This window comes from Streptomyces sp. NPDC059371, from assembly GCF_042751995.1.
GTDB lineage: Bacteria > Actinomycetota > Actinomycetes > Streptomycetales > Streptomycetaceae > Streptomyces.
In genome coordinates this window covers 26,568-38,254 of the sequence record NZ_JBHYXD010000080.1, presented here as the reverse complement: position 1 = coordinate 38,254, position 11,687 = coordinate 26,568, and the positions used below count along the sequence as shown (strand labels likewise).

Here is an 11,687-nt window from a genome sequence, read left to right as displayed (position 1 = left end):
GGTCGCGGAGCCGGCTCAGGACCCTGCCGAGGCGCCGACCGTGAAGCCGGCCGAGGCGGAGGGCGTGAAGCCGGCCGCGGCGCCGGACGTGAAGCCGGCCGCGGCGGAGGGCGGCGACCAGGGCTGACGACGGGGGCAGCCGCTCCGCGGTCCGGTGCGCGCCTCGCGGTCCTGCGCGAGGTCGGCCCCCACCCGGGCCGCGGAGCGGCTGCCACCTCCCCCTCGGAGTGGACCGTGGTCGTACCGAAGCCGTGTGCTCCAACTGTGAAGCTCTGATGGGGAGATGACGAGCATAAGCGCACCAACGGCTTATATGGTCCGGAGAGTTGCCTTCCGTATGTGTGGATTGCGGCGTTTGCCATTCCTTGGTGAACCGCCGGGCTCCGGCGTACGTGGGGGCCCGGCGCGCCCGGTCCGCCGGCGGTGGCGTCCGGTGCGCTACGCCTTCGCCTCGCCGGGATAGCGGACGCCGACGCGCTCGCGGATCGTGTCGAGTGTCCGCATCACGGCGAGCGTGCCGTCGAGGGGGACGAGGGGGGACTCGGCCTCACCGGCGCGCAGGGCGCGCATCACCTCGGCGGCCTCGTGCTTGAGGCTGTTGCGGGGGCCGGAGGCCGGGTCGGCGCGGAAGGTCTCCGGCTCGCGGCCGTCGCGGTGCAGGACGAAGTGGTCCGGGAAGAAGAAGCCGCCCGGGATGTCGATGCGGCCCGCGGAGCCGGTGACGGAGGCGGCGACGGGAGTGCCGCCGTTGATGGAGCAGTGCACCGAAGCCAGAGCACCGCTCTCGAAGGAGAGCAGCGCACCCGTCTGGAGATCGACGCCCTCCTCGGAGAGCACCGCTCTCGCGACGACGTCCGAGGGCTCCCCGAGCAGCAACTGAGCGAACGACACCGGATAGACGCCGAGATCGAGCAGCGCGCCGCCGCCCTGCGCGGGGTCCCGCAGCCGGTGCGAGGGCGGGAACGGCCCGGCCAGACCGAAGTCGGCCTGGACCGTGCGCACGTCACCGATCACCCCGTCGTCGACCAGCGCCTTCAGCCGCACGACCAGCGGATTGCAGTACATCCACATGGCCTCCATCAGGAAGCGGTCGTGCCCGCGGGCGAGCGCGACCAGCTCCTCGGCCTCCCGCGCGTTCAGCGTGAACGCCTTCTCGCACAGCACATGGCGCCCCGCCTCCAGGCACATCCCGGCGGCCACCCGGTGCGCCGAGTGCGGCGTGGCGACGTACACGACGTCGACGTCCTCGTCCGCGGCGAGCGACGCCCAGTCCCCGTACGCCCGGGGAATCCCGAACCGCTCCGCGAACGCCTTCGCCGAGGAGTCCGAGCGTGAGGCGACGGCCACCACCTCGGCGTCCGGCATGTCCACCAGGTCCGCCGTGAACGCCGCGGCGATCCCACCGGTCGCCAGAATCCCCCACCGCACGCGTTCACGCTCGCCCGTCATGCCCGCCCCTTGATCCGTGACTCCGAACCCGCTGTTCGAACTGAGAGCATAGGGGCCGCATCTTTCGGAGAGGGGGGCACATGCCCGAGCGTGGCCGCACCGTGCGGGACCAGGAAGACCCGCGAGGGCATATACCGGAGGCAGCGACCGCGGGCACCGCGCCGGCGGTCGCCGAGGCCTCGGCTCCGGCCGCCGGGGTACCGGCGCCCGCGTCCGAGGCGCCGCCGCCCGCCCCCGAGACGTCAGCCCTCGCCCGCGAGACGTCAGCCCTGGCCTCCGGGGCGTCAGCCCCCGCCGCCGAGACGAAGGCCGACGCCGTACCGCGACCGCACGCCGGACCCGGCGGACCCGGCGGCCCGCGCCGCACCGGACTCCTCGTCACCCTCGTCCTCGGCGGCCTCACCGCCACACCCCCGCTCGCGATGGACATGTACCTTCCCTCGCTGCCGGAGGTCACCGGCTCCCTGCACGCCCCGGCCGCCACCGTGCAGCTCACGCTCACCGCGTGCCTCGCGGGCATGGCGCTCGGACAGCTCGTCGTCGGGCCGATGAGCGACCGGTGGGGCCGCAGGCGCCCGCTGCTCGCCGGCCTCGCCGTCTACGTCGTCGCCACCGTCCTGTGCGCCCTCGCGCCCGGCATCGGCCTCCTCGTCGCCTTCCGCCTCGTCCAGGGCCTCGCAGGCGCGGCCGGGATAGTGATCGCCCGTGCGGTCGTCCGCGACCTGTACGACGGCGTCGCGATGGCCCGCTTCTTCTCCACCCTCATGCTGATCTCCGGCGTCGCCCCGGTCGTCGCGCCGCTCATCGGCGGGCAGATCCTGCGCTTCACCGACTGGCGGGGCGTGTTCGTGGTCCTCACCGCCGTCGGCATCGCGCTGTCGGCCCTCGTCTGGGCGAAACTGCCCGAGACCCTCGAACCCGCCGACCGGCACGGCGGTGGTGTCGGCGAGGCCCTGCACGCCATGCGCCGGCTGCTCGCCGACCGCGTCTTCACCGGGTACATGCTCGCGGGCGGCTTCACCTTCGCGGCCCTCTTCGCCTACATCTCGGCGTCCCCGTTCGTGATCCAGGACCTGTACGGCGCCTCCCCGCAGACCTTCAGCCTGCTCTTCGGCGTGAACTCCGTCGGGCTCGTGATCGCCGGGCAGATCAACGGCAAGCTGCTGGTCGGCCGGGTCGCCCTCGAAAAGGTCCTCGCCACCGGCCTCGCCCTCGTCGTCCTCGCCGCGACCGCGCTGCTGCTCATGTCCACCGGTGTCCTCGGGCGGGTCGGGCTCGCCCCGGTCGCCGCCGCGCTGTTCGTGCTGATGTCCGCCATGGGCCTCGCCCTGCCCAACACCCAGGCCCTCGCCCTCATGCGCGTACGGCACGCGGCCGGTTCGGCCTCCGCGCTGCTCGGTACCTCCTCCTTCCTCGTCGGCGCGGTCGCCTCACCGCTCGTCGGCATCGCGGGCGAGCACACCGCCGTCCCGATGGCCGTCGTCCAACTGGTGGCCGCTTTGGTGGCCGTCGGCTGCTTCATGGGACTGTGCCGTCCCCGGCGGACGGGACGCACTTCGAACGGAACAGGGGCGGGGAACTGAGCGCACCAAGACTGCGGAACGGTACGCCGGAACGCGCCGGACTCGACGCGGGTGAACTGCGCGGGCTCGTCCAGGAGGTCCGTTCCCTCACCCGCGGGCCCGACCCGTGGGCGGCGGGCGTGGTGGTGGTCGCCGGGCGGGGCCCGGTCATCGCCGTCGAGGAGGCGGCCGGCTGGGCGGTGCGTTACTCCGCCCACGACGAGGGCAAGGACACCGGGGTCGAGCTGCCGTCGCACGCGCGGGTGCCGATGACCGTGCACACCCCCTTCGACCTGGCCTCCCTCACCAAGCTGTTCACGGCGGTCGCCGCGGTGCAGCAACTGGAGCGCGGCACGCTGGGCATCGAGGCGCGCGTCGGCGCGTACCTGCCGGAGTTCCGGGCCGTCCGCGAGCACGGCATCACCGTACGGCAGCTCCTCACCCACACCTCCGGGCTGCGCCCCGAGCTCCCGCTGTACGACTGCCCGGACGACACGGCCCGGCTGGCGATGCTGCGGGCCGAGGCCCCCTCGTCGAAGCCGGGCGAGTACCGCTACTCCGACGTCAACCTGCTCCTCCTGCAGTACGTGCTGGAACGCGTCACCGGCCGAGGGCTCGACGTCCTCGTCCGGGACGGCATCGCCCGCCCGCTGGGCATGAACGCCACCGCCTTCGGACCCTGCCCCGGCGCGGCGGCCACGGAGGACCAGCGGCGGCCGTGGGCCAAGGCGCACCGGGGCATGCTGCGGGGCGTGGTGCACGACGAGAACGCCTGGGCGCTCGGCGGGGTGGCCGGGCACGCCGGCCTGTTCTCCACCGCGCGGGATCTGGCCGTCTTCTGCCGCACCCTGCTCGCGGGCGGCTCGTACGGCCCCGCGCGCATCCTCGGTCCCGACTTCGTCGAACTCCTCCTCACCCCGCCCGGCCTCGGGTTCGCCCTCGACCAGCCCTGGTTCATGGGCACCCTCGCGGGGCGCGGCGCGGCCGGCCACACCGGGTTCACCGGCACCTCCCTGGTCCTGGACCCGGCGACGGACACGTTCCTGGTCCTGCTCGCCAACACGGTCCACCCCCGGCGCCGCCCGGCGGACAACGCGCCCCGCGCGGCGGCGGCGACCCGGCTGCGACGGGCGGTGCGCGGCACCTGAGAGGGCGCCCGGCCGGTACGGGGGCGCCGCCTGCGAGAGGCCGCCGGCCGGTACGGGGGGATGCGCGGCACCTGAGAGAATCGGGCCGTGAACGCCCCCGTACCTCCCGCCGACCTCCTGCGCAGCGCCCTCGCCGGACTGCTCGACGGACTGCCGCCGAAGGCCGCCGCGCAGGCGGTCGAGCGGCTGATCGCGAACTACCGGGGGACCACCCCGACCCACACGCCGATCCTGCGGGACCGCTCGGACGTGGCCGCGTACGCCGCGTACCGGATGCCCGCGACGTTCGAGGCGGTGTGCGCGGCGCTGGAGGCGTTCGCGGACGCGGCGCCCGGCTGGACGCCGGGGAGCCATGTGGACGTCGGCGGCGGCACGGGCGCGGCGACCTGGGCGGTGAACGCGACCTGGGAGGGCGGCCGCCCGGTGACCGTGCTCGACTGGGCCGAGCCGGCCCTCGCGCTCGGCCGGGAGATCGCCGCCGCCAACCCGGAACTGCGAGGCGCCGCGTGGCAGCGCTCTCGTATCGGAGCGTCGCTCACCATCGAGAGCACTGATCTCGTCACCGTCTCGTACGTCCTCGGCGAGCTCACCGAGGACGACCGCGCCTCGGTCGTGGACGCGGCCGCGAGCGCCGCCCGGGCGGTAGTGATCATCGAGCCCGGCACTCCGGACGGCTACGCCCGTGTCCTCGCCGCCCGCGAGCGCCTGATCGGCGCCGGCTTCCATGTCGCCGCGCCCTGCCCGCACAGCACGGCCTGCCCGATCGTCCCCGGCCAGGACTGGTGCCACTTCTCCGCGCGGGTCGCCCGTTCCTCCCTGCACCGCCAGGTCAAGGGCGGCTCCCTGCCGTACGAGGACGAGAAGTTCAGCTACGTCGCCGCGACCCGCTTCCCGCCCGAACCGGCGTCCTCCCGTGTCGTGCGCAAGCCGCAGATCCGCAAGGGCCAGGTCCTGCTCGACCTGTGCGAGCCGGACGAGTCGCTGCGCCGGGAGACGGTCACCAAGCGCCACGGACCGCTGTACAAGGCGGCCCGCGACGCCGAGTGGGGCGACGCCTGGCCGCCGCCCGAGGACGCCTCCTAGGTCATCCCCGGGGCACCCCCGCCCCCGGGTCACCCCCCGCCGCCGGGTCACCCCCGACCCCGGTCACCCCGGGTCGGCTCACTCCGGGCTCCCGGGCAGGCCTCGCAGCTCCTGCGTGCAGCACTTCACGCTTCCGCCGCCCTTGAGGAGCTCGCCGAGGTCGACGCCGAGGGGAACGAAGCCGCGTTCCCGGAGCGGCTCGAACAGACCCGCCGCCTCCTGCGGCAGCAGCACGTGCAGACCGTCCGAGACCGCGTTGAGGCCCAGCGCGGCGGCGTCCTCCGGTGTGGCGGTCAGCGCGTCCGGGAACAGCCGGCGCAGGACCTCGCGGCTGCCGGGGGAGAACGCGGGCGGGTAGTACATGATCTCGTCGGTGCGGTCGTCGAGGACGGCGAGCGCCGTGTCCAGGTGGTAGTAGCGCGGGTCGACGAGGTCCAGGCCGATCACCGGCCGGCCGAAGAACTCCTGTGCCTCCCCGTGCGAGAGCGGGCTCGCGCGAAAGCCCCGGCCCGCGAGCAGGCAGGAGCCGGTGACGACGAAGTCGCCCTCTCCCTCGTTGACGTGCTCCGGTTCGCGGACCTGCCCGGATCCGCGGGCGCGGAACCACTCCAGATGCGCCGCCGCCTCCGCCTCGCGCTGCGGGTACGCGAACCGCGCGCCCAGCACCCGGCCGTCCACGACCGTCGCGCCGTTCGCCGCGAAGACCATGTCCGGCAGGCCCGGACGCGGGGCGAGTTCCTCGACCGAGTGGCCGAGGGAGCGGTAGCGGTCCCGCAGGTCCTCCCACTGGGCCAGCGCGAGCGGCACGTCGACCGGCTTGGCGGGGTTCATCCACGGATTGATCGCGTACGTGACGTCGAAGTGCACCGGTGGGCACATGAGGTAGCGCCGGGGCGTGGCGCGGCGAAGAGGGTGCAAGGAAGGCTCCTTACGCAACCGCAGGGGCAGTTGATCCTCATGGTGCGGTGCGCCCGGCCCCGGGAGCGGGAGGCGTACGGGTGGTGTCCATCGGAACCGCCCTGGAACCGCCCCGGAACCGCCCCGCCCATCGACCGGCCCCGCCCCGCCTCGTCCACCGGCACCGCCCCGCCCCGCCGGAGTGGCATCGGTCTCGTACGACTACACGGGCGCGGTGGCCGACTACTCCCCGCACCGGCCGGACCCCCGCCGAGTGCCCGTTAAATCACTTCTCATCATGCAATAACACCTGATAAGGGCCTGGTGGACGCATCGCCCCACCTACCCCGGTTGTCGGCTCCGGCCACCCGGAGCCCAGGATGGTGGGACGATGGGGCGAGGACGAGTCGCACTACGGCGAAGCAGGCGAGGGGATAGATGAGCGCAGAGTTCGACCGCCGCTCCGGCACGTGGGACAGGTTCTCGAACTGGCTGCGCGGAGGCCGGCCCAAAGCCCAGGCGGAGGCGACCGCCGACGGCCGCGAGGCCCTGCTGCTCGCCGCCGCCGCCGCGGGGCTGCCGCTCGCGCAGGCCGCCCACCCCTCCGGCTACCGCTGTTCCTGTGACCGCGTCGGCTGCCCCACGCCCGCGCGCCACCCCGTCTCCTTCGCCTGGCAGACCCAGTCGACGACCGACCGCGCCCAGATCGAGCGCTGGGCCCGGCACCAGCCGAAGGCGAACTTCATCACCGCGACCGGCATGGTGCACGACGTCCTGGACGTCCCGCTGGACGCGGGCCGCGAGGCGCTGGTGCGTCTGCTCGCCTCCGACATCGAGGTCGGACCCGTAGCGGAGACCGGCGACGGCCGCATGCTGTTCTTCACCCTCACCCGCGGCACGCCCGAGGACGAGGACGAGTGGTGGCCCTGCGAGCTGGACTGCCACCCCGAGACGATGGACGAACACCCCGGCTTCCGCTGGCACTGCCGCGGCTCGTACGTCCTCGTGCCGCCGGCCCAGCTCCCCGGCGGTCTGAGTGTCGACTGGGTGCGCGGCCCCGAGCATCCGCTGCCGGACCCGCTCACGCTCCTGGAGACCCTGACGGACGAATGCGCCCGTTACGCCGGGGAGAACGGCGCGGACCAGCTCGCCGCCTGGCCCCACCGGGGCTGAGCACCCGCCCGTCGAGCCGTTCCGGAGAGCCGTCCGGCGCGCGGGCCGGGCTACTCGCCCTTGGCGCCCGTCAGGCCTTCGACCCGTCCGAGGACGGACACCTGCCCCCGGCCCGCGCCCTTCGGCGGGTCCAGGACGACCTGGTTGGAGACGAACTCCAGGGTCAGGGACCGGTTGACCTCACCGGTCGTCAGGGCCTGCACGTCCGCGGTGGGCGAGGGGATCTCGGTGCCCGCCGCGGCGGTCTCCTTCTCGAAGCGGTGCGTGGCGAAGAACACGAGCGCCCCGCCGTCCGCGGTGCGCAGCCCCACCGGCGCGTAGTCGCCCGAGGCCAGCGGCTCATCGATGTACTGCCGGGCGAGGCCGGGCCGGCTCGCGAACCTCTCGCGCTGGGACCGCCACTGCGAGGTGTGGACGCCCGCGGCGAAGGCGTCGCCGCCGTCCTTCAGATAGGCCGCGTACGACCTGCCGAGCTTTCGCGGCGCGACCGCGAGCGCCGGGTCGTCGGCGGCGACGGCCTGCGCCCAGCCGCTGTCGTCCGTCGCGAACTTCGGTACGTCACCGGCCCCGAGGACCGTCAGATACGAGGCCTGCCACTGCTCACGGGCGTCGTCCCGGGTGAAGACGAGGAGCCAGCGACTGCCCGGCACGCCCTTGTTGGCGGTCGTGTTCGCCACGAACCAGCGGGGCCAGCCCGCCTTGGCGGGGATCGAGAACTCGGCGTCGTCGAACTTCAGCGCCGAATGCGTGGGATTGCCGCCCGGTCTGGTGAGATGCCCGGCCTTCAGCTTGGCGCCGTCGATGTCCGCGAGCGGACCGGTCACCCGGTCCGCGTCCTTCGAACGGTCGTACGTCGCGTCCGCCTTGTTGTAGGCGGCGGTGAACTCCCGCAGCGCGCGGGCGGCTTCGGCGCGGGTCGTGGCCGGGACGACCTCTCGCTCGCCGTGCACCACCACGCAGCCGCTCGCCGCCCCCAGCAGCGCGGTCACCGTCGTCGCCGCCAGGGCGAGACGGTCGAGACGGCCTGGGCTACGAGGCCTTCGAGGGCTGCGACCCGCGCGATCCCTGCTCATCAGGTGCCTTCACCTTCTTCTTCCCGGAGGCGAACCCTACCGGGGCGAAGAAGATCGTGAGCGTCGGCACCAAGTACAGCGCCCACACCGTGACCTGAAGGACCGTCGGGTCGGGCTGGAAGTTGAAGACGCCCTTCAGCAGGGTGCCGTACCAGCTCGTCGGGTCGATCGTGCCGCTGATGTCGAAGGCCAGGTTCGTCAGACCCGGGACGAAGTCGGCCTCCTGGAGGTCGTGGACGCCGTACGCGAGCACGCCCGCGGCGACGACGACCAGCATGCCGCCGGTCCAGGTGAAGAACTTGGCGAGGTTGATCCTCAGGGCGCCGCGGTAGAACAGCCAGCCGAGCAGGACGGCGGTGGCCAGGCCCAGCGCCACGCCGACCAGCGGGCGGGGCGTGCCGTCACTGGCCGCGTGCACCGACGCCCACACGAACAGGGCCGTCTCCAGGCCCTCCCGGCCGACCGCCAGGAACGCGGTCGCCACCAGCGCGCCCGTGCCCATGGCGAGCGCCGCGTCCAGCTTGCCGTGCAGCTCGGACTTCAGATGCCGGGCGGTGCGCCGCATCCAGAAGACCATCCACGTCACCAGGCACACGGCGAGGATCGACAGCGAACCGCCGAGCGCCTCCTGGGCCTGGAACGTCATCTCCTGGGAGCCGAATTCGAGGGCGCAGCCGAAACCGAGCGCCACGGTGATCGCGACCGCGATGCCCGCCCAGATCGGCTTCAGGGCGTCCCTGCGTTCCGTCTTCACCAGGTAGGCGATGAGGATGCAGACGACGAGGCTGGCCTCCAGGCCCTCGCGCAGACCGATCAAGTAGTTGCTGAACACGGCTACGCCTCCTTGGAGAACAGCGCCCGGCCCCACCAGTCGTCCTTGTCCCGGACGCCGGGCGGAACGGCGAAGACCGCCGAACTCACGTGCTGGATGTATTCGTTGAGCGCGTCGGAGGCCGACAGCCTGCGCTGCAGCGGGATGAACCCCCGGCGCACGTCACGCATGTAGGCCAGGAAGAACAGGCCCGCTTCGAGGCGGCCGAGACCGTCCGTGCCGTCGGTGAAGGAGTAGCCCCGGCGCAGGATGGTGATCCCGTCGTTGGACTCGGGGTGCGCGAGGCGGACGTGCGCGTCGGGCTTCATCGCCTTCAGGAACGGCTTGTCGTGCTCCTTGGCCTTGCCGACCGGGGCGCCCTCGCCCTTGTCGCGGCCGAAGATGTCCTCCTGCTCCTGGAGCGGCGTACGGTCCCAGGTCTCGATGTTCATCCGGATGCGCCGGGCGACGAGATAGGAACCGCCGGTCATCCAGGCCGCGTTCGCGTCGTTGTCCTTCTCGTCGGACCACACGAACTTGTCCAGCCGCGCGGTCTCGGTGCCCGCGATGTTGCGGGTGCCGTCCTTGAAGCCCATCAGGTTGCGCGGGGTCTGCGCGTCCGGGGTCGTCGAGGACGTCTTGCCGAAGCCGAGCTGCGACCAGCGGATGGCGACCTTGCCGAAGCCGATACGGGCGAGGTTGCGGATGGCGTGCACCGCCACCTGCGGGTCGTCCGCACAGGCCTGGACGCACAGGTCGCCGTCGCTGCGGGCCTTGTCCAGGTTGTCGCCCGGGAACGCGGGCAGATCGACGAGCGCCTCCGGCCGCCGGTCCGCCAGATCGAACTTCTCGAACAGTGACGGGCCGAAGCCGATGGTCAGCGTCAGCCGGGAGGGCTTGAGCCCCAGGGCCTCGCCGGTGTCGTCCGGCGGGGCCTCCGCCAGACCGCCGTACGCGCCCTCGCCGACCGTGTGTCCGGCGGTCATCCGGGCGGCCGCCCGCGTCCACTCCTTGAGGAGCTGGACGAACTCGGCGCGGTCGTCGGTCTTCACGTCGAACGCGGCGAAGTGCAGCCGGTCCTGCACCGCGGTCGCGATGCCGGCCTGGTGCGCGCCGTGGAAGGGGACGGCGGCGCCGGTGTCGGCGCCGGCCGGGTCCACGTCGTTGCCGACGCGGGTCATCGCGACGGCACCGCCGGCCGCGGCGGCGCCGAGCGCGAGCCCGGCACCACCCCAGCCGATCAGGGAACGCCGGGTCGGCGCGGAACCGGCGGGCGCGGGCTCGACCGCGTCGGTGCCGTCCGTGCCGTTCTTGCTGTCCTGGGTGTCCGTCATGGTGCTGCTCCTACTTCACGACGGCGGCGGCGAGCTTGGACAGGGGCTCGGCGAGCGCGTTGACCGCGTCCGAGAGCTCCTTGCGGTCGGCCTTGCCGACGGTGTCGTACGACACGAAGCCGTCCGAGGTCTTGTCCGTCCGGAACGTGTCGAGCAGCTTGTTCAGCGCGGCGAACTGCTTGTCGAGCTCCGCCGTCAGCGCCGCGTCGTTCTCCGAGGCGACCGGCTTGAGCAGCTCGTACGCCTTCTGCGCGCCGTCGACGTTGCCCTTGAAGTCGCTGAGGTCGGTGTGCGAGTAGCGGTCCTCCTCGCCGGTGACCTTGCCGGTGGCGACCTCGTCGAGCAGCTCCTTGGCGCCGTTGGCCATGGAGGTCGGGGTGATCTCGGCCTTGCCGACGCGCTTCTGCCAGTCGGTCAGGTCCGTGACGAGCTGGTCGGCGAGGGCCTTCTGCTCGTCACCGATCTTCTTGTCCTCCCACAGGGCCTTCTCCAGCGCGTGCCAGCCGGTCCACTTCTGGCCCTTCTCCAGGCCGTCGGCGCGGGTGTCGGTCTTGGGGTCGATGTCGCCGAAGGACTCGGCGATCGGCTCGGTGCTCTCCCAGCCGACGCGCGAGGGGGCGTAGGCCTTCTTGGCGGCCTCGAGGTCGCCGGCCTTGATCGCGTCGGTGAACGTCTTCACCTTCGGGATCGTGGTGTCGGCCTCCGACTGGGCCCACTCGCGGTAGGAGGCGACCGCCTTGTCCAGGCGCGGGTCGCGCTTGGCGACCTTGCCGCCGGTCACGGCGAGCTTCTGGCGGACGCCGTGACCCTTCATCCCCGGGCGGCAGGCGATCTCGTACGAACCGGCCTTCACCTCGGCGGTGAGCGTGTACTTGGTGCCGGGGCCGATGTTCTCCTTCTCCGAGACGATCCGGTCGTCGGGGAAGACGATCTCGACCTCGGTGGCCTGGGACCCCTTGTTCTCGATCTTCAGGGTGACCCGGCCGGCCGGCACGGTCTTGGCGGAGGTCTCGCACTTCGAGTCCGCGGCGGTCACCTGGATCGCGTCGCCGTTCTTCGCGTCGCTCTTCTGGGTGCAACCCGTGACGGCGGCCAGAGCGGCCGCGGTGGCGGCAGCGGTGACAACGGACAGTCGAACGGCTCGCATGCAGGCTCCA

The 11,687-nt window shown here is 72.8% G+C and carries 10 protein-coding genes; 4 read left to right on the top strand and 6 right to left on the bottom strand.

Annotation, left to right across the window (positions count from 1 at the left end; genetic code table 11):
• Positions 1-438: 438 nt before the first annotated feature.
• Positions 439-1,449, bottom strand: coding sequence for a Gfo/Idh/MocA family protein (locus tag ACFXGX_RS32320; protein ID WP_384798250.1), 1,011 nt, complete (start codon positions 1,447-1,449; stop codon positions 439-441).
• 80 nt (positions 1,450-1,529) lie between these two features.
• Here ACFXGX_RS32320 and ACFXGX_RS32315 point away from each other — a divergent pair, with 80 nt between their 5' ends.
• From ACFXGX_RS32315 to ACFXGX_RS32305, 3 genes are all read left to right on the top strand, one after another.
• On the top strand, positions 1,530-3,032 hold the full coding sequence (locus ACFXGX_RS32315) for a multidrug effflux MFS transporter (protein WP_384798246.1): 1,503 nt from the start codon (positions 1,530-1,532) through the stop codon (positions 3,030-3,032).
• The gene (locus tag ACFXGX_RS32310) at positions 2,978-4,159 is read left to right on the top strand and encodes a serine hydrolase domain-containing protein (protein ID WP_384798244.1); all 1,182 of its coding nucleotides are present in this window, start codon (positions 2,978-2,980) and stop codon (positions 4,157-4,159) included. The genes ACFXGX_RS32315 and ACFXGX_RS32310 overlap by 55 nt, the downstream gene beginning before the upstream one ends.
• 87 nt (positions 4,160-4,246) lie before the next feature.
• On the top strand, positions 4,247-5,242 hold the full coding sequence (locus tag ACFXGX_RS32305) for a small ribosomal subunit Rsm22 family protein (RefSeq protein WP_384798242.1): 996 nt from the start codon (positions 4,247-4,249) through the stop codon (positions 5,240-5,242).
• A gap of 78 nt (positions 5,243-5,320) precedes the next feature.
• Here ACFXGX_RS32305 and ddaH read toward each other — a convergent pair whose 3' ends face one another.
• A complete protein-coding gene (gene ddaH, locus ACFXGX_RS32300; protein ID WP_384798240.1) occupies positions 5,321-6,160 on the bottom strand; it encodes a dimethylargininase in 840 nt (279 codons plus the stop codon).
• Positions 6,161-6,577: 417 nt separating this feature from the next.
• On the opposite strand from ddaH, the gene ACFXGX_RS32295 reads away from it, so the two are divergent.
• Positions 6,578-7,312, top strand: a complete 735-nt coding sequence (locus tag ACFXGX_RS32295; protein ID WP_384798238.1) for a bifunctional DNA primase/polymerase — start codon at positions 6,578-6,580, stop codon at positions 7,310-7,312.
• 50 nt (positions 7,313-7,362) lie between these two features.
• Here the strand turns inward: ACFXGX_RS32295 and ACFXGX_RS32290 are convergent, their stop codons facing one another.
• Genes ACFXGX_RS32290 through efeO form a run of 4 tightly spaced genes read right to left on the bottom strand, consistent with a single transcriptional unit; the run spans position 7,363 to position 11,677 of the window.
• Positions 7,363-8,385 carry a hypothetical protein gene (locus tag ACFXGX_RS32290; RefSeq protein WP_384798235.1) on the bottom strand — a complete coding sequence of 341 codons (1,023 nt, stop codon included), beginning with the start codon at positions 8,383-8,385 and terminating at the stop codon, positions 7,363-7,365.
• Positions 8,342-9,217 carry an iron uptake transporter permease EfeU gene (gene efeU, locus ACFXGX_RS32285; RefSeq protein WP_384798232.1) on the bottom strand — a complete coding sequence of 292 codons (876 nt, stop codon included), beginning with the start codon at positions 9,215-9,217 and terminating at the stop codon, positions 8,342-8,344. Before efeU ends, ACFXGX_RS32290 begins: the two co-directional genes overlap by 44 nt.
• Before the next feature lie 2 nt (positions 9,218-9,219).
• Complete coding sequence (efeB, locus tag ACFXGX_RS32280) at positions 9,220-10,530, bottom strand: iron uptake transporter deferrochelatase/peroxidase subunit (protein ID WP_384798229.1); 1,311 nt, start codon at positions 10,528-10,530, stop codon at positions 9,220-9,222.
• Positions 10,531-10,540: 10 nt separating this feature from the next.
• Positions 10,541-11,677 (bottom strand): iron uptake system protein EfeO, encoded by a 1,137-nt coding sequence (gene efeO, locus ACFXGX_RS32275; RefSeq protein WP_384798225.1) that lies wholly within the window; start codon positions 11,675-11,677, stop codon positions 10,541-10,543.
• Between the last annotated feature and the right edge of the window lie 10 nt (positions 11,678-11,687).